Here is a 16,922-nt window from a genome sequence, read left to right as displayed (position 1 = left end):
CCCCCCCCCCCCCCCCCCCCCCCCCCCCCCCCCCCCCCCCCCCCCCCCCCCCCCCCCCCCCCCCCCCCCCCCCCCCCCCCCCCCCCCCCCCCCCCCCCCCCCCCCCCCCCCCCCCCCCCCCCCCTTTTAGATGTGTATAAGAGACAGCGCCACAGGAGGGTAAGAAATGCCTATGATGGTACCAAGGATGAAGAAGTGAAGAAACTTCTGGAGGATATTGACATACTTTTAAAGGAAAAATAATTATGAAGATAGGATTAATAGTACTGGGAGTTTTGGGAGGAACCGCTTTTTATAGCGGTCTTTCGGCAAGAAACATCGAAAGTGCTCGCATGGCCCAGCAAACCGACACACTCAAGAAAGAAGGAAAAGATCCGGTTTGTGGCATGAAAGTGCCTGCCGGAACTGCCAAGACCATCGTTTATGAGAAGGTAACTTACGGATTTTGCTCGGAAGGATGTAAAAAGAAATTTGCGGAAAAACCTGGTAAATACATTAAAAAGTCTTAGTGGACACAGGCTGTTTTGAAGTTCTTTAGCTAGTGTAAGCTAATAGATGGACAAACCAATAAAATTGACCCCTTTTCGCTAATTTCAGAACGACATAGAATATGCTGAGTACCAATCAAATAGTTGTTAGGTTGTTTTTGGCGAATAGGGATCAATAGCTCGTGGTTTTGCCAATTAATAACTGAAAGCTATAAATCAGATTGATGAGGTAGATGACAAGGCAAATGTTGAAAGTAGGATATGGAATTTCTCGGGCTCTTTTCAAGAAAATTTGCAAGAAAAAGGCTGCTTTCGTCGGAAAAGAACAACTTTAAAAACACATTATTAGTTCAAAAATGACTCACGAAAGTCACGTCTGTTTAGGTATAATCTTAAAAATTAAAAACCTGTAAGTGTCTGTCTTACAGGTTTTTAATTTTAGGTTCGACTTCTGGAGGGGAGTCGATTTTCGTTTGCAACTGACTGATTATCAGTATGTTATGTCTTAAGTACTCAGAGCGGGAATCGAACCCGCACGCCTGTTGAGGGCACAGGATTTTAAGTCCTGCGTGTCTACCAGTTCCACCATCTGAGCAAGCTTGGTAAAGCTATTTAATGTTAAATGCCTCCCGGTTAGGAAGGCATTTAGAGCGAAAGACGAGATTCGAACTCGCGACCCCGACCTTGGCAAGGTCGTGCTCTACCAACTGAGCTACTTTCGCATGGTGTAAACATCCTCCGATGTTTCCCCGAAGTTGGCCTTTTTTGTAGTGCGTTTCTCCGTTTGGGTTTGCAAATATAAACAGATTTATATTCCCGTCAACATTTTTTTTATAAAAAATTAGCTTATTCGCTTAAGTTATTGGCTTTCAGTACAAGAAAAATTAAATCTTTTTCATAGCCCTTGCCCATAAGGTAGTTTAACAGCTTATATTTTTTTTTGAAGGGATCTTTTTCGGTCAGTGTTTTTTCTTTTTTGAGCACGGCTTGGCATAAATCTTCAAAATATTTGTCGCCATCCAAACTGTTCAGCGCTTTTTGGATCAGCTTATCCGGAACCTTTTTCAGTTTGAGCCCCTGTTTGATTTTAAGCCTTCCCCATTTTTTGATATTGGCCTTGCCCGAAGCATAGGCCAAGGCGAACCTTTCTTCGTTCAAAAAGTTGTTGACAATCAGTTCGCCTATAATTTCTTCCACTTCATTCGGCTTCAGTTGCCAATCGTAAAGTTTGTTGCGTACTTCCTGTTGCGACCGCTCCTGATAAGCACACCAACTTTCGGCTTTGACCAATGCCGTTTTTTTATCTAAAATCAATGGCTTTTCTTGAGGACTTTTCATAATTAAATGCTGAAATTCGTAAAAAAATAACAGCAATCCTGTATTTTTCTGCTACAATGAGTCAAGAACACTATACTATAGCCCATATTGCCCAAATTTTAGGTGCTCAGGCCCAGCTCTCTACGCCAACAACCCTTATTGCACAGTTGCTGACTGATAGCCGTACGCCTATCGATCCGGAAGCTTCGCTATTCTTTGCCCTCAAGGCTCAGCGCAATGGCCACGAATTTATCGCCGACGCCTATCAAAATGGCTTGCGCAATTTTGTGGTGTCAGATGCAGTGGATGCTTCGGCCTATCCCGATGCCAATTTTTTGCAGGTAGACAATGTGCTGAAGGCCTTGCAGCAATTGGCCATTGCCCACCGAAAAGCCAACCAGCTCAAAGTGATAGGTATAACCGGCAGCAATGGCAAAACCATCGTCAAAGAATGGCTGTATCAGTTGCTGGCGCCAGATTTTAATATTGTACGCAGCCCCAAAAGCTTTAATTCGCAAATAGGCGTGCCACTTTCGGTTTGGCAGCTCAGTGCAACGCACGATTTGGGCATCTTCGAAGCCGGAATATCTAGGAAAGGAGAAATGGAAGTTTTGGCCGATATCATTGCGCCAACGATAGGTATACTCACCAACATCGGTGAGGCCCATGCCGAAGGTTTTGAGAGCAGCAAGGAAAAACTTAACGAAAAGCTGAAGCTTTTTAAGGATGTAGAGCTTTTGGTGTATTCGCCAACCTATACCATGGGCATCAAAGAAGCCGACCTGCCCGGCAAAACCAAATTTTCATGGGGTACTTCCGCCTCTCAACCTGTCGATTTGCAGATTTCCTTTATTGAACCCATAGAAGGCAGAAACTATATCCGGGCAATTTACCAGCATAAGGAAATAGAATGCCTCATTCCATTTAGCGATAAAGCTTCCGTCGAAAATGGCATTATTTGTTGGGCTGCTTTGCTGGCTTTGGGTTATACGCCGCAAGAAGCCGACCAGCGCCTAGAAAAACTGACTTCGGTAAGCATGCGCCTGGCCCTGATCAATGGTATTGAAAATTGTTCGGTCATCGACGATTCGTACAGTGCCGATATTTCGTCGCTGGCCATAGCGCTCGATTTTTTGAACCAACAGAACCAGCATCCCAAGAAAACACTCATCTTATCGGATATTTACGAAAGTGGCAAAACCAACGAAGTGCTTTATACCGAGATAGCGGCCTTGCTGGTGCAGAAAAACCTGAACCGCTTGATCGGTATTGGGCCTAATATTTCGGCATTTGCCGATTTGTTTAAGATGGAAGCCTCGTTTTACGAAAGTACGCAAGATTTTATGGCGCAGTTGTCGGCTATCCATTTTGCCAATGAAACTATTTTGGTAAAGGGCGCCAGAAAGTTTGGCTTCGAACGCATCAGTAAACTACTGACACAAAAAATCCATGATACCGTTCTCGAAATCAATCTCAATGCCATGTTGGGCAACCTGCAGTTTTACCGTTCCAAGCTCAAGCCTGGTGTAAAAACCATGGCCATGGTAAAGGCTTTTTCTTATGGCAGTGGCAGTTTTGAAATTGCCAACCTGTTGCAATACCATAAAGTAGATTATCTGGCCGTAGCTTATGCCGACGAAGGCATAGCCTTGCGCAAAGCGGGCATTACCTTGCCCATTATGGTGATGAGTCCAGAGCCGTCGGCATTTGAGGCCATGCTCAGCCATCAATTGGAACCCGAAATTTACAGTACGGCTATATTAAAGAGCTTGATGTATTTTTTGCCGGCTTCTACTGCCGATTTTCCAATCCATATCAAGCTCGATACTGGCATGCATCGCTTAGGTTTTGAAGCCCACGAAATGACCGAATTGGTTGCCTTGCTGAAAGATAGTGCACAGCTGAAGGTCGTTTCGGCCTTTACCCATTTGGTAGCTACCGACGATGCCCAGCACGATGGATTTACCGAACAGCAACTGGCCACTTACGCTTCGCTTTATGAAGAACTGGCCAAAGGGATAGGCTATAGGCCGATCAGGCATGCCTTGAACACTTCTGGAATAACCCGCTGGCCAACGGCTCATTTCGACATGGTACGTGTGGGCATTGGCTTGTACGGATTTGATGGCGCTTTAAAAGACAACCGTGGCCTGCAAACCGTAGCCGTGCTCAAAACTACAGTTACCCAAGTCAAAGTGCTTAAGCCGGGCGAAACGGTAGGCTACAGCAGAAGAGGGGTGATGCCCAACGGAGGAAAGATTGCAACGGTTAAAATCGGTTATGCCGACGGCTATACGCGCGGTTTTGGCAATGGGGTAGGGCAAATGCTCGTCCATGGCAAATTGGTGCCCACCATTGGCTCTATTTGCATGGACATGTGCATGCTTGATGTTACTGGCCTCGAGGTAAACACTGGCGACGAAGTTGTTGTATTTAACGAAACGCATGATATTGCTAAATTAGCCAGCCAAATCGGTACCATTCCCTACGAAATCCTGACCAATATCTCGCAACGCGTAAAACGAGTTTATTTTTATGAGTAACTTTGCGTTATGAACAAAATCGGAAAAGCTCTCTTGAATTACCTTATCAAAGGTTTGTTGGTTGTTGTACCTATTGCCCTGAGTGTTTTTATCGTAGTTTGGGCAGTTACGACGGTCGACAGTTGGTTAAACATCAACAATTTTCTGGGTATTAATCCGGCTACAGGCGCCAACCGCAATATTCCGGGTCTGGGCTTGGCCATGGTTATCGCCATTATCCTGCTGGCCGGCATCTTTGTTACCAATTTCGTTACCGAGCCCATGTACAATTGGTTTCAGCGCATGCTTAATCGACTGCCCCTCATCAATTTTATCTTTTCTTCTATTAAAGACCTCACCGAAGCTTTTGTGGGCGACGAAAAGAAGTTTAACCATCCGGTATTGGTAGAAGCAGAGGGCAACCTTAAAAAAATAGGTTTTTTAACGCAGAACGATTTAACCAAGCTCGACCTGCCGGGCGAAGCCATTGTTTATTTTCCTTTTTCGTATTCCTTTGCCGGACAGGTTTATATTGTAAGCAAAGAAAAAATCAAGCCTTTAAACATGAGTGCTGCCGATGCCATGAAACTGGTGGTAAGCGGTGGCGTGAGCCAGTTTTAATGGAGAATAATCGGGATGAGGATAATCAGGATTAAGAAGATAAACAAACGAGAGTGGAATTCCCTGATGAAAAGCCCAATCAATAAAAGCACTTCATCGTCGGTATTGGTACTGATAACCCCGCTGCTGCTGTTCGAATCAAACAAGATTTGCTTGCCCTGAAAATTGCCGACTGCCCATTTGGAGTACCAGCCGTTGGTGAAATTCCACATGAACTGTTCGCCCGAGCTCATATTGACCGTGGCTTTTGTTTGCCATGAATTATAGTTGATGGTGCCTATCAGTTCTTGTTGCTGATTGAAGATTTGTGTAGTTGGATGCAAAAAGCCTGAGGTTCTGAAATGATAACTCTGGCTGGCACCTATGCCTTGCGCCTCGTTTTTCCAAGTGTTGAAAAGCAGGCTGTTTTTAATCTGTCCATTGCTGAAGATTTGGTAGTTGCTTTCGAAAAAGCCTTTTGTCCAAGTGAGTATCGCATCCATAACCTAAGGAATTTATATACTTCATAGACAATTTTGAAGGCGATTAGTTACAGGAAAATCGCTTTTTTGCTGAATGTAAAGGCATTCATGGGTGATAGGCTGTGTTTTAGGTCTCCAGGCAACTCGTCATTGTGAGGCTGAATAACGAAGCGATAATAGTTTGCAGCTAACCAGATCCGCTAATCGGCCAATGAGCTACACATAAATCTCTCCTTTAAGATAGGTCACCGCTTTACCCGACATCAATACGCGGTTGCCTTTAAGTTCGCACCACAGCTCGCCCCGCCGGGCCGATACCTGATAGGCATGCAATTGGGTTTTGCCCAGTTTCGATGCCCAGTAGGGGATGAGGTTGCAATGGGCCGAGCCGGTAACCGGATCTTCGTTAACGCCCACTGCGGGAATGAAAAAGCGCGACACGAAATCGCTGTGGTCGCCTTTGGCGGTTGCAATAACACCCATCATATCTATTTTGCTCATGGCCACAAAATCAGGTTTTAAGGCCAGTACATCGGCTTCACTTTCGTAAACCAGCAGGTAGTCTCTCGAGTTCCACACCTCGATTGGAGGTTTGCCACCCATTGCGGCCAACAAACCTTCGGGGATTTCGCAGTTGATTACGGGTCTCGACGGAAAATCCAGCGTATATAAATTCGCATTCCTGGTTACGGTTAGGGTTCCTGCCTTTAACGTGTGGAAATGAATGTGCGATTGGCGATGGCCCAATTCGGTAAAGAGGATGTGCGCCGTAGCCAAAGTGGCATGGCCACATAAATCTATTTCCAGTTCGGGCGTAAACCAGCGCAGTTCAAAGCTATCGCCCTGTGGTACAAAGAAAGCGGTTTCGGCCAGGTTGTTTTCGGCGGCTATCTTTTGCATTTCTGGGGCAGGCAACCATGTTGCCAAAGGAACAACGGCAGCCGGATTGCCACCAAAGAGCCGATCGGTAAAAGCATCGACCTGAAATAAAGGGAGTTTCATGAAACAGAAATTGATGAGCGCTAAAGATAAGAGATTTTACAAAAGAGAGGTGAGATTTGAGGCCTACGACAGAAAAATTTTGCCATAAGAATCTCAAATCTCACCTCTCAAATCTCACATCTACAACACGACTAATAGTAGGTGAGCCTCACTACACCAGCCAATTTCTTGGCTAGGCGGATTACCTGACGGGTATAGCCGTATTCGTTGTCGTACCAGGTATAAAGTACGATCGACTTATTGTCGCGGGCAATAATGGTAGCTGGGCCATCAACAATAGAAGCGTGGCTGTTGCCGATCAGGTCGGTACTTACCAACTCGTTCGAAATCGAATACTCCAGTTGCTCCGACAAATCGCCAAAAAGAGAAGCTTGTTTAAGTACGCTTTCTACCTCTTCTTTCGAGGTGGTTTTATCCAAAGAAAGATTTAAGATGGCCAGCGAAACGTTAGGCGTAGGTACGCGTACCGCATTGCCGGTTAGTTTGCCACCCAAGTGCGGAATAACCTTGGCTACCGCCTTGTCTGCACCGGTTTCGGTAATCACCAGGTTCAAGGCTGCAGAACGTCCGCGACGGTATTTTTTATGGTAGTTGTCCAACAGGTTTTGGTCGTTGGTATACGAGTGTACCGTTTCGATGTGCCCTTTTTCAATACCAAATGCGCTGTCTATAACCTTAAGCACCGGCACTATGGCATTGGTGGTACAAGAGGCATTGGAAAAGATATTTTCGGTTTCGTAGTTAAAGTCAGCGTCGTTAATGCCGGTTACGATGTTAGGGATATCGCCTTTGGCTGGAGCGGTCAGCAACACTTTTGCAATGCCTTTGGCGTTCAGGTGTCTTGCCAAGCCGTCGCGGTCGCGGAAAACGCCGGTATTGTCAATCAGCAAGGCATCTTGGATGCCATAGACCGTATAATCAACATCTTCAGGGTTTTTGGCGGCGATGATGTAAATGGTTTGTCCGTTTACAATGAGTGCCTTGTTTTCAAAATCTTCGATAATGGTGCCGTTAAAAGGACCGTGTATCGAATCGGTGCGCAGCAGTTCGGCTCTTTTAATCAGTTCCTCGTCGCTGTAGCTGCGGGTAACAATGGCCCTTAAACGCAATTGTTCGCCTTTGCCAGCCTGTACAATCAGTTCGCGGGCAGCAATACGGCCAATGCGGCCAAAGCCGTAAAGCACTACATCTTTGGGTTTTAGGTTGATTTTGTCTTTGCCGATGTGGTTGCCCAATTTGCTGATGATGAAATCGTGCATAGAAGAATGGTTGTTGTTTTCGTCGAGCCACTCGGCTGCCAAACGGCCAACGTCTATGCGCGAGGGAGCAATGTTGCATTTCGAAATGGTAAGGGCCAGTTCAAGCGTTTCGTAAATGGAAATGTCTTTTCCGCTTACTTCTTTGGCATACTGGTGGTAAGCCAGGATTTCGCTGCTTCCTACATCGAACAGGGGTTTACGGAAAAGAACAAGTTCGATAGACCGATCAAACCATAGGTGCCCCACTGCGCTGATGAGCTCGAGCGCTTTTTTCTCCTTTTCAATCCAGTTTTGAAACTCTGATTGATATTTGTTTAACATACAAGAAATTTGATTTGGTTAGAAAGCCACAAAAGTAAAAAAGATCGGGCGAGTACCCAATCTTTTTCTAATTATATCTTGCTTATTTTTTTGTGCTAAGTTCGTCAGCGCGAGCAGGATGTTATCCCAAATAAGATTTTAGGATTTTGCTTCTCGACGTATGGCGCAGGCGTTGCAGGGCCTTGTCTTTGATCTGACGAACGCGTTCGCGGGTCAGGTTAAATTTTTCGCCGATTTCTTCCAGCGAAAGCGGATGGTTGGTGCTCAAGCCGAAGAACAATACGATGATTTCACGCTCGCGCTCGGTAAGGGTAGACAATGAGCGTTTGATTTCTTCAGAAAGCGATTCGTTGATCAAATTGCTGTCGGTATTCGGCTCATGATTTTCCAATACGTCTAACAAAGTATTTTCTTCGCCCTGCACAAACGGTGCGTCCATCGATACATGGCGGCCCGAATTACTCAACGTGTCGGAAATCTTGTCGACAGTGGTTTCTAAAATGTCTGCCAATTCTTCAGGCGACGGCTCACGTTCATATTCCTGCTCCAGTTTAGAGAAGGCCTTGCTGATTTTGCTCAATGAACCTACCTGGTTCAATGGCAAACGTACAATACGGCTCTGTTCGGCGATAGCCTGCAAAATCGACTGGCGGATCCACCAAACGGCATAAGAAATGAATTTGAAGCCCTTGGTCTCGTCAAAGCGTTTGGCGGCCTTGATCAGGCCCAGGTTGCCTTCGTTAATTAAATCGCCTAGGGTTAGGCCCTGGTTTTGATACTGTTTAGCTACCGACACCACGAAGCGTAAATTGGTCTTGGTCAGGCGCTCTAAAGCGGCCTGGTCGCCTTCACGTATTTTACGTGCTAATATTACTTCTTCTTCTGCGGTAATTAAATCTACTTTTCCAATCTCGTGCAAGTATTTGTCTAATGATTGACTTTCGCGGTTGGTAATGGATTGGGTTATTTTGAGTTGTCTCATTTATGTGTTTTAGTCCTCTGAAATATAAGTATCGAAGCTGCAAAAATACAAAAAAATATACAGTACGAAAGGGTAAAATGCTGAAAATGTTAGGCTTTACGACCTATTTTTTAACAAATACTTGACTACAAAAATCATTCCAAATTATAATTGTCAGTAAATTTCCGAATTTTCCCTAATGAAATGAATATTTATTGATTTACAATAAAAATATTTTGTTTTTTAATAAATATTATTTCTATTTGCAAGAGGATATTTTGTTTAAGTATTTCAAAAATATTCGAAAGTTGGACAGGGGTACTGTCAAAGATGACATCAAGATTAATTTAACTGACCTTGGATCAACCTGTATCTGGGCATTGTCAGTCCTTCATTGTTGACAGATTTGCATACCTGGAGAAACAAATTGGAAACTAAGAGCTAAAAACATGGATGCACAAACCAAAAAGATGCAACAGATTGTGGTAGGCGTATGGACAGCCGCCGTAACGATTTTTATACTGGAATCAATCATAAAGCTCTATCCGGCATTAACTGATTATAGTGTGCGGTCGCTGGTATTTAACGATGCGTTGAAACAATTGGTCACAACCTTGCTTTATGGTGTGGTTGCCTATCATCTTTTCAGATTCGTTTATACGCGGAAGGGAGCTTTTATCAACCTTGTTTCGGAAGAAGGCCTGCAGCAGTTGCGAAAGATATTGACCAGCCTAATTGCCTTATTGCTTGTAAAGCTCGTTTTTAAGGAAATCATAGTCCGTTATGTATTGCCGAAAGCCGATGATGCCGTTTTGGCTACAAAACTGGGATATTTTGAGCATGCTGGCCTGAAACTGCAGCCTCATGCCGATTTGATCATTGCCATTGTGATGGTATGGGTGTTTTTGCTTGTGCTGGGCTATTCGCTGCAATTGAAAAAGGAACAAGAATTTACCATCTAATCGCGGAAATTAAAGATCAGTCTATGTTAATCGGCGCAACGGGCAATAACCGGGTGTCTTGATCTCGCTATAAAATTAAGGAAGAACAACTTTTAACCATCTAATCAAACTATCTCATTTACACTTTATGAAAAACGTTAAATATTTTTTGCTGGCCCGTTTCATCAGGCTTTTTCTCCAATTTGGATTTCTATTTGCCGTATTGGCCATTGTGTTAAGTATTTTAGTCAGGGTGTTTGGGCTAAAGCCCTATATCAAAGGAGATGGCTGGTCGTTTGGAGATTCTCGGGAAGGCTATACGTTGCCGGCTGGTCTTAGCATGAGTATTCCGGATACGGTTATTTATTATAATCATGGCGAGCAAAGCGTATATAAAGACGATCTGTTGCCTTTCAAACACGAATTAAGTGCCAAAGACACTGTTTCCGAAAAAATCATCAACAGGTTTGAGGTTTATGATACCAAGGGCATCGAAATTTCCAATAGTTTGTATGTGCCCAGTTCTGTAAGCGTGGTGGTTAAATCGAACAACTGGAAACACAACCTCTTTTGGGCAATAAGCTCGCAGGTACATTACATCGTTACGGCTTTGTTCTTCTTGGTGCTGATCAAGCTAACGAACCGCTATATGGACAATGAAATCTTTGAACAACGCAGCTTTAAGCTGGTGGCATCCCTGGGCTGGTTGTTGATTGGTAGCGAAGTTTTCAACTTTGTGGTCAGCATAATCAATGGATCTATTTTGCAGCATCCCAGTTTGCATAGCGCTTCGCTGATTCACGATAAGACCTATCGCCATTTCGACGTCGACCTTGATTTTTTTAATGGATTTAGCTTTACCAATATCGGTTTGGGCATATTGATTATTTTGTTGGCTGAAGTGCTGAGAATTGCCATCTTTGCCAAACAAGAAAATCAACTCACCATCTGACATGTCGATCATCGTAAATTTGGATGTAATGCTGGCCAAGCGCAAAATGTCGTTAACCGAACTGAGTGAGCGGGTGGGCATTACCATGTCAAACCTTTCCATTCTCAAAACCGGAAAGGCCAAGGCGGTACGCATCGAAACGTTGGAGGCCATTTGCAGGGCGCTTGCCTGCCAGCCCGGTGATATTTTGGAGTTTAGGGACGAGTAATTACAGCTGGTAGCTTAGGTGGTGGTGCATTTTGCCTAGCAATAGCTTATGGCCAGCTATTGTAAATCCCAGGTTTTCGTACAGTCTTTTGGCATCTGGGTTTTCTTCATCTACCAATAGCCCTGCTTTTTGATGGCCCAAGGCCTTCGCGTGCTGCAGTGCGGCTTTGATCAGGCTTTTGCCAATGCCCATGCCCTGGTGCAGCGGGCTTACACTAATGGTATCTAAATAGTACTCGCCAGGCTCGCTTTCGTATTCCATTTCAAAGCCATGTGGATGATAGTTTTCTTGAAGATAAGTGAAAAAGGGCTGGCGCAATTGCTGAATCTGCGCACCATCATAACCCGAAATAGAGCCTGCCACTTTGCCGTCGGCCGTATAGACCAAAGCATTACCGTAGCTGTATTGGTTACCTTCTGACGCAATAAAGCGTTCGAGCAACCGAATGGCGTCGTCAATACGATTGGATGCGCAGAACTGCATGGCCAAGTCGGGCATGGCCGCAACAGTCAATTTAGCAATAGCTTTTGCATCGGCCAAGGTGGCTTGCCTAATCATCTAGATTTCAGTTAACTTAAAAGTGTCTTTTAGCCTGATGCCTTTTTCGGTTTGCTGTACAGTGCAACATTCGTTAATGGGGTCGTGTTCCAAATATAAGATGTATTCGTTGCTGGCGGCTTCCTCCAAAAATGCAGCTTTTTCTTTCAGGGTTTGTAGCGGAAACATGTCGTAGGCCATAACGTAGGGCAGGGGCAAATGTCCAACCGAGGGTAAAAGATCGGCCATGTAAACAATGGTACGGTCTTTATAACTGAGCTGTGGGAGCATCATGGCGTCGGTATGGCCGTAGGCAAAGCGGATTTTGATGTCATCGTGAAAAAATACGCCATCTTGGGTGGGAATAAACCTCAATTGCCCGCTTTCTTGGATAGGGAGGATATTTTCTTTAAGGAAAGAAGCCTTTTCGCGCGCATTTGGATGCACAGCCCAGTCCCAATGCTGTTGGTTAGACCAATACACAGCATTTTTGAAAGTTGGAACCAGTTTGTCGCCAATTCTTTCAATAGAGCCTCCACAGTGGTCGAAATGGAGGTGCGTTAAGAATACATCGGTAATATCGTTTCGGTGAAATCCGTGTTGCGCCAGTGATTTATCCAAGGTGTCGCTGCCATGCAGGTAATAATGGCCGAAAAATTTTTCATCCTGTTTGTTGCCTATGCCGTTGTCAACCAAAATCAAGCGGCTTCCGTCTTCTATCAATAAGCAGCGCATGGCCCAATCGCACATGTTGTTGGCGTCGGCCGGATTGCTTTTTTGCCAGATCGTTTTCGGAACCACGCCAAACATGGCGCCTCCATCGAGTTTAAAAAAGCCGGTATTAATGGTATAGAGTTTCATGTTGCAGGGTTAAAACAAATAATTGGCGAAAAACCTTCAAGGGTTTGCCTAGTGGTAAAAATAAGAAAACCTGTTGAACTTCATCAACAGGCTTTCCAGTTATCTTTAAGCTTTTTGCTTACAGGTGGATCACTTCTCCGTAAGCTGCCGCAGCGGCTTCCATAATCGCTTCGCTCATGGTAGGGTGCGGGTGTATGGCTTTGATCATTTCGTGGCCGGTAGTTTCGAGCTTGCGGGCTACTACAATTTCGGCAATCATTTCGGTTACGTTGGCGCCAATCATGTGTGCGCCTAGCAATTCGCCGTATTTGGCATCGAAAATCAGTTTTACGAAACCATCTTTAGCGCCAGCAGCACTTGCCTTGCCCGATACCGAGAATGGAAACTTGCCAATTTTCAATTCGTAACCTGCTGCTTTTGCTGCTTTCTCGGTATAGCCTACCGAAGCAATTTCTGGCGAGCAGTAGGTACAGCCCGGAATGTTGTTGTAATCGATAGGGTCTACATGCAATCCGGCAATTTTTTCTACACAGGTAATGCCTTCGGCTGATGCCACGTGAGCCAAGGCCTGTCCACCAACGATATCGCCGATGGCGTAATATCCTTTGACGGTGGTATTGTAAAATTCGTCAACCACCACTTTGCCTTTATCGGTTTTGATGCCGGTTTCTTCCAGTCCGATATTCTCGATATTGGCTACTACGCCTGCAGCAGAGAGCACGATGTCACACTCCAAAGTTTGCATGCCGGTCGCTGTTTTAACCTGTACTTTGCAGCCTGTGCCACTGGTGTCAACAGATTCGACGCTTGAAGAGGTCATGATCTCGATGCCCGATTTTTTGAGGCTGCGCAACAATTGTTTCGATACTTCCTCATCCTCAACCGGAACAATGTTTTCCATGAATTCTACAATGGTTACCTTGGTGCCCAATGTGGCATAGAAGTAGGCAAATTCAACGCCAATGGCTCCAGAGCCTACCACCACCATCGATTTGGGTTGTTCTGGCAATACCATGGCCTGGCGGTAGCCGATTACTTTCTTGCCATCTTGCTTCAGGTTTGGCAATTCTCTAGAGCGGCCGCCAGTAGCAATGATGATGTGCTTTCCGGTTAATTCCTGTTGGGTTCCGTCGTTGCCTTTAACCTCAACTTTTTGTCCAGGTTTAACTTTTCCGGTACCCATAATCACGTCGATTTTGTTCTTTTTCATCAAGAACTGGATGCCTTTGCTCATGCCATCGGCTACGCCGCGACTGCGTTTAACAATGGCAGCGAAATCGGCTTTGGGCTCGGCCGCTTCAATACCGTACTCTGCCGCATGGTTGATATATTCGAAAACTTGTGCGCTTTTAATCAGGGCTTTGGTTGGGATGCAGCCCCAGTTAAGGCAAATACCACCTAATGATTCGCGTTCTACAATTGCGGTTTTCATGCCCAATTGCGACGCTCTTATTGCAGTTACATATCCGCCTGGACCGCTGCCTATAACAATTACATCGTAGTTCATCTGTTTGCGTTTTTGTTTTTAATTGTCAGATGGAGCCTTTGATAATTATTCTAATTATGCCGGGTTCGTATCTTTTTAAAAAAGGAATTAACTTAAAATAATGTGTCAAAATTAAAAAAAATGTTGGTTAAAATAAGATTAGCTCCCCTGTTGCTACAAGCTTTTGACAATTTAAATAAGCTTGGTGTAAAGCGTTAAAAAGAAATACAAAAGTTGCTGGCTGTCAAAATGCTGAAAAACTGCAAGTTAAAGGATGGTGATCTGATGTTAAGTGTTGATAAGTTTTGGGATAATTAATAATAATTTAACATTGGAAATGTAAACCTGTCGAAAATTAATATTTACATTTGTGGCGATATTTAACATATCATTAACAAAACGAAAAAAAATAAAAGAGTATGAAGAAATCTTTACTATTAAAATTTGTAGTAATTGTCTTTGCTTTTGTGGGCTTGAGCGTTGTTGCCAATGCGCAGGTTACCACAACTTCAATGACCGGTACCATCAAAGATTCGAAAGAGACTTTGCCTGGTGCTAGCGTTAAAGCTACACACACGCCTACCGGTACGGTTTATGGCGTAATTACCAACGCCGATGGTCGCTATACCATTGGTGCGATGCGCGTAGGTGGCCCTTACACCGTTGAAGTAAGCTTTGTGGGCTATAAACCACAAAAATTTGAAGATGTTTATTTAAAATTAGGCGAGCCTTTCGTGCTTAATGTAACGCTTTCAGACAACAGCTCTACTTTGTCTACCGTTAACATTATAGGTACAGGCAGCAACCCGATCTTAAATTCGAACAAAAGCGGTGCAAATACCGTTGTAAGCAGGCAACAAATCCAATCTTTGCCAACTATTACCCGTAGTGTCAACGATATTACGCGTTTAACGCCTCAGGCTAATGGTACAGCTATTGGTGGTGGTAACTACCGCTCGAACAACTTTACGGTTGACGGTGCCAACTACAACAACCAATTTGGTATTGGTGCTAATATTCCTGCTGGTGGTTCTCCAATTTCGATTGACGCTTTGGAGCAGATCTCAATCAATGTAACACCTTATGATGTTCGTCAGACAGGTTTTACCGGTGCTTCTGTAAACGCTGTTACACGTTCAGGTACAAATAAGTTTTCAGGTAATATCTTCTACACCATGCGTGGCGATGATCAGCAAGGTCGTAATATTGGCGATTACCACATTGCCAGTCTGCAGAATCTAGATGAGAAAAACTATGGTGCCAGCTTTGGCGGTCCGCTTATCAAAGACAAATTGTTTTTCTTTGTAAATGGCGAGATCAAAAAGACAAAAGCGCCAGGTTCAACCAGGATTGCCGCTACCCCAGCTCTTCCTTATGGATCGCTATCTACCGTAACCAAAACTACTGCTGATTTTATGAATTCAGTAAGTTCTTTCTTGGATTCAAAATATGGTTATAAAACAGGTTCTTATCAAAACTACGAGAACGTGAGCGACAATAAAAAGTTCTTCGCCCGTTTAGACTGGAACATTGCTAAAGGCCATCACTTCAGTGTGCGCTACAACCAGGTAGAAAGCCAAAGCCCAAGTCCTGCAAGTACTTCGGTTTCTGGATCTGCTGTTACAGGAAGCTTGTCTTATGGAAACGTAAGGTCTGGTAACAACCAAAACGCTGGTTTGCCATTTGCTAACTCTAACTATTACCAAGCGGCCAACCTTTATTCAGGTACTGCTGAGTTAAACTCTCAGTTAGGCAGCAAATTCACCAACACTTTGCGTGCGGCTTATTCGCACCAAAATGACCCTAGGAATTCAGACAGTGCTCCATTCCCATTGGTTGATATCTTGGATAATACCCAAACTGGTACATCAGCTGGTAACGTGCTTACTACTTTTGGTTATGAGCCGTTTACCTATGGTAACTTAAGAGATGTTAAAACCTATACTTATAGCGACGAGTTGAGCGCAGCCCTAGGCAAACACAACTTGACTTTGGGTTTACAAGCCGAATTCAGTACAACTAAAAACGGTTTCCAACGTTTTGGAACCGGTTTCTATACCTTCAAATCATGGGATGATTTTGTGAATGGCGCAAGACCATTGCAATATTCAGTTACTTATCCTTTAACTGCGGATGGTTCTCAAGCTTTCCCAAGCTTTAAATTCGCCCAATATTCTGCTTATTTGCAAGATGAGTTTACCGTTACCGATCGTTTGAAATTGACCGCCGGTTTAAGGGTAGAACAAGCCAGGTATCCAAGTACAGATGCGATCAGAACGCATCCTTTGGTCGCGGCTCAAACTTTTGCCAATGGTGCAACCGTGAACACTGGCGAATTGCCTGATAACAAAATTACCTACTCTCCACGTTTCGGTTTTAACTGGGATGTAAACGGCGATCGTTCGTTACAAGTAAGGGGTGGTACCGGTATCTTTACTGGCCGTGTTCCTTTTGTATGGATCGTTTCACAGTCAGGTGATGCTGGTTTGTTGCAATACACTCAAACTTATTCAGGTAATGCAACGCCATTCTTTAACCCTAGCATTGCACCTAACCTGACTTCTCCAAAAGGAGCCGCAGGTACTACTATTCCAAGTACCATCAGTGCGATGTCTAAAAATTTGCGTTTCCCGCAAACCTGGAAATCAAGTTTAGCTGTTGATGCCAAGTTGCCATGGGGCATCGTAGGTACTTTAGAAGGTATCTATGGTAAAGATCTTTACTCGGCTGTAGCCATGAACGTAAACTTGAAAGACCCAGCTCCATTGAACATTGCTGGTTACCCTGATAATAGGCCTTTCTATCCAAATAGCGTAAACGCAAGACAAGCGGTAAATACTACTTCTGCAGGTGTTCCATCTGCCACTGGTACGCAAGCAGTTAACGTTATTAAAATGGGCAATGCCAAAGGCTGTCTCTTATACACATCTAAAAGGGGGGGGGGGGGGGGGGGGGGGGGGGGGGGGGGGGGGGGGGGGGGGGGGG

Annotated in this window: 15 protein-coding genes, 2 tRNA genes and 1 pseudogene; 8 read left to right on the top strand and 10 right to left on the bottom strand. The window is 44.5% G+C overall.

The genetic code is table 11. From position 1 onward, the window contains the following. Together JHD69_RS16400 and JHD69_RS16395 are read left to right on the top strand one after the other, a co-directional pair. Positions 1-243 (top strand): annotated as a pseudogene (locus JHD69_RS16400) (hypothetical protein); the annotation flags it as partial. A 2-nt stretch (positions 244-245) separates the two neighbouring features. Further along, complete coding sequence (locus JHD69_RS16395; RefSeq protein WP_199141429.1) at positions 246-509, top strand: YHS domain-containing protein; 264 nt, start codon at positions 246-248, stop codon at positions 507-509. 489 nt (positions 510-998) lie between these two features. Here the strand turns inward: JHD69_RS16395 and JHD69_RS16390 are convergent. From JHD69_RS16390 to JHD69_RS16380, 3 genes are all read right to left on the bottom strand, one after another. After that, a tRNA-Leu gene (locus JHD69_RS16390) sits at positions 999-1,083 on the bottom strand. Positions 1,084-1,137: 54 nt separating this feature from the next. Continuing rightward, positions 1,138-1,210 (bottom strand) — tRNA-Gly (locus JHD69_RS16385). 124 nt (positions 1,211-1,334) lie between these two features. After that, positions 1,335-1,826 carry a regulatory protein RecX gene (locus JHD69_RS16380; RefSeq protein ID WP_199141428.1) on the bottom strand — a complete coding sequence of 164 codons (492 nt, stop codon included), beginning with the start codon at positions 1,824-1,826 and terminating at the stop codon, positions 1,335-1,337. A gap of 56 nt (positions 1,827-1,882) precedes the next feature. Between JHD69_RS16380 and JHD69_RS16375 the strand changes: the two genes are divergently transcribed. Together JHD69_RS16375 and JHD69_RS16370 are read left to right on the top strand one after the other, a co-directional pair. After that, on the top strand, positions 1,883-4,348 hold the full coding sequence (locus JHD69_RS16375; protein ID WP_199141427.1) for a bifunctional UDP-N-acetylmuramoyl-tripeptide:D-alanyl-D-alanine ligase/alanine racemase: 2,466 nt from the start codon (positions 1,883-1,885) through the stop codon (positions 4,346-4,348). Between the two features lie 9 nt (positions 4,349-4,357). Further along, a complete protein-coding gene (locus tag JHD69_RS16370; protein WP_199141426.1) occupies positions 4,358-4,948 on the top strand; it encodes a DUF502 domain-containing protein in 591 nt (196 codons plus the stop codon). On the opposite strand, the gene JHD69_RS16365 is transcribed toward JHD69_RS16370, so the two are convergent. The 4 genes from JHD69_RS16365 to JHD69_RS16350 all read right to left on the bottom strand — a co-directional run bounded on the left by JHD69_RS16365 (position 4,945) and on the right by JHD69_RS16350 (position 8,973). Beyond that, positions 4,945-5,430 carry a hypothetical protein gene (locus tag JHD69_RS16365; protein WP_199141425.1) on the bottom strand — a complete coding sequence of 162 codons (486 nt, stop codon included), beginning with the start codon at positions 5,428-5,430 and terminating at the stop codon, positions 4,945-4,947. The two genes, JHD69_RS16370 and JHD69_RS16365, sit on opposite strands and share 4 nt — an antisense overlap. A gap of 195 nt (positions 5,431-5,625) precedes the next feature. After that, positions 5,626-6,411, bottom strand: a complete 786-nt coding sequence (locus JHD69_RS16360) for a PhzF family phenazine biosynthesis protein (RefSeq protein ID WP_199141424.1) — start codon at positions 6,409-6,411, stop codon at positions 5,626-5,628. A 131-nt stretch (positions 6,412-6,542) separates the two neighbouring features. After that, a complete protein-coding gene (locus JHD69_RS16355; RefSeq protein ID WP_199141423.1) occupies positions 6,543-7,991 on the bottom strand; it encodes a glyceraldehyde-3-phosphate dehydrogenase in 1,449 nt (482 codons plus the stop codon). 121 nt (positions 7,992-8,112) lie between these two features. Continuing rightward, positions 8,113-8,973, bottom strand: a complete 861-nt coding sequence (locus JHD69_RS16350; RefSeq protein ID WP_055130013.1) for a sigma-70 family RNA polymerase sigma factor — start codon at positions 8,971-8,973, stop codon at positions 8,113-8,115. Between the two features lie 428 nt (positions 8,974-9,401). On the opposite strand from JHD69_RS16350, the gene JHD69_RS16345 reads away from it, so the two are divergent. From JHD69_RS16345 to JHD69_RS16335, 3 genes are all read left to right on the top strand, one after another. Then, positions 9,402-9,914 (top strand): hypothetical protein, encoded by a 513-nt coding sequence (locus tag JHD69_RS16345; protein WP_199141422.1) that lies wholly within the window; start codon positions 9,402-9,404, stop codon positions 9,912-9,914. A 127-nt stretch (positions 9,915-10,041) separates the two neighbouring features. Next, positions 10,042-10,845 (top strand): DUF2975 domain-containing protein, encoded by an 804-nt coding sequence (locus tag JHD69_RS16340; RefSeq protein WP_199141421.1) that lies wholly within the window; start codon positions 10,042-10,044, stop codon positions 10,843-10,845. Position 10,846: 1 nt separating this feature from the next. Next, positions 10,847-11,053: a helix-turn-helix domain-containing protein gene (locus JHD69_RS16335; protein ID WP_199141420.1), complete on the top strand. Its 207-nt coding sequence runs from the start codon at positions 10,847-10,849 to the stop codon at positions 11,051-11,053. Here the strand turns inward: JHD69_RS16335 and JHD69_RS16330 are convergent, their stop codons facing one another. The 3 genes from JHD69_RS16330 to lpdA all read right to left on the bottom strand — a co-directional run bounded on the left by JHD69_RS16330 (position 11,054) and on the right by lpdA (position 13,958). Beyond that, complete coding sequence (locus JHD69_RS16330) at positions 11,054-11,611, bottom strand: GNAT family N-acetyltransferase (RefSeq protein ID WP_199141419.1); 558 nt, start codon at positions 11,609-11,611, stop codon at positions 11,054-11,056. It abuts the gene before it with no gap. Continuing rightward, the gene (locus tag JHD69_RS16325) at positions 11,612-12,451 is read right to left on the bottom strand and encodes an MBL fold metallo-hydrolase (RefSeq protein ID WP_199141418.1); all 840 of its coding nucleotides are present in this window, start codon (positions 12,449-12,451) and stop codon (positions 11,612-11,614) included. A 118-nt stretch (positions 12,452-12,569) separates the two neighbouring features. Beyond that, positions 12,570-13,958, bottom strand: a complete 1,389-nt coding sequence (lpdA, locus tag JHD69_RS16320) for a dihydrolipoyl dehydrogenase (protein ID WP_199141417.1) — start codon at positions 13,956-13,958, stop codon at positions 12,570-12,572. Positions 13,959-14,356: 398 nt separating this feature from the next. On the opposite strand from lpdA, the gene JHD69_RS16315 reads away from it, so the two are divergent. Further along, positions 14,357-16,922, top strand: a 2,566-nt coding sequence (locus JHD69_RS16315; protein ID WP_199141416.1) for a TonB-dependent receptor, incomplete at its 3' end; no start/stop codon positions are given.

The sequence above is a fragment of the Pedobacter sp. ASV12 genome (assembly GCF_016429155.1).
In the GTDB taxonomy this organism is placed as follows: Bacteria; Bacteroidota; Bacteroidia; order Sphingobacteriales; family Sphingobacteriaceae; genus Pedobacter.
The sequence above is the reverse complement of the archived record's forward strand: the minus strand, read 5'-3'. Positions and strand labels throughout refer to the sequence as shown.

Coding starts and splice junctions, on each gene's coding strand:
- JHD69_RS16395 (WP_199141429.1), top strand. CDS start 246: ATGAAGATAGGATTAATAGTACTGGGAGTTTTGGGAGGAACCGCTTTT.
- JHD69_RS16380 (WP_199141428.1), bottom strand. CDS start 1,826: ATGAAAAGTCCTCAAGAAAAGCCATTGATTTTAGATAAAAAAACGGCA.
- JHD69_RS16375 (WP_199141427.1), top strand. CDS start 1,883: ATGAGTCAAGAACACTATACTATAGCCCATATTGCCCAAATTTTAGGT.
- JHD69_RS16370 (WP_199141426.1), top strand. CDS start 4,358: ATGAACAAAATCGGAAAAGCTCTCTTGAATTACCTTATCAAAGGTTTG.
- JHD69_RS16365 (WP_199141425.1), bottom strand. CDS start 5,430: ATGGATGCGATACTCACTTGGACAAAAGGCTTTTTCGAAAGCAACTAC.
- JHD69_RS16360 (WP_199141424.1), bottom strand. CDS start 6,411: ATGAAACTCCCTTTATTTCAGGTCGATGCTTTTACCGATCGGCTCTTT.
- JHD69_RS16355 (WP_199141423.1), bottom strand. CDS start 7,991: ATGTTAAACAAATATCAATCAGAGTTTCAAAACTGGATTGAAAAGGAG.
- JHD69_RS16350 (WP_055130013.1), bottom strand. CDS start 8,973: ATGAGACAACTCAAAATAACCCAATCCATTACCAACCGCGAAAGTCAA.
- JHD69_RS16345 (WP_199141422.1), top strand. CDS start 9,402: ATGGATGCACAAACCAAAAAGATGCAACAGATTGTGGTAGGCGTATGG.
- JHD69_RS16340 (WP_199141421.1), top strand. CDS start 10,042: ATGAAAAACGTTAAATATTTTTTGCTGGCCCGTTTCATCAGGCTTTTT.
- JHD69_RS16335 (WP_199141420.1), top strand. CDS start 10,847: ATGTCGATCATCGTAAATTTGGATGTAATGCTGGCCAAGCGCAAAATG.
- JHD69_RS16330 (WP_199141419.1), bottom strand. CDS start 11,611: ATGATTAGGCAAGCCACCTTGGCCGATGCAAAAGCTATTGCTAAATTG.
- JHD69_RS16325 (WP_199141418.1), bottom strand. CDS start 12,451: ATGAAACTCTATACCATTAATACCGGCTTTTTTAAACTCGATGGAGGC.
- lpdA (WP_199141417.1), bottom strand. CDS start 13,958: ATGAACTACGATGTAATTGTTATAGGCAGCGGTCCAGGCGGATATGTA.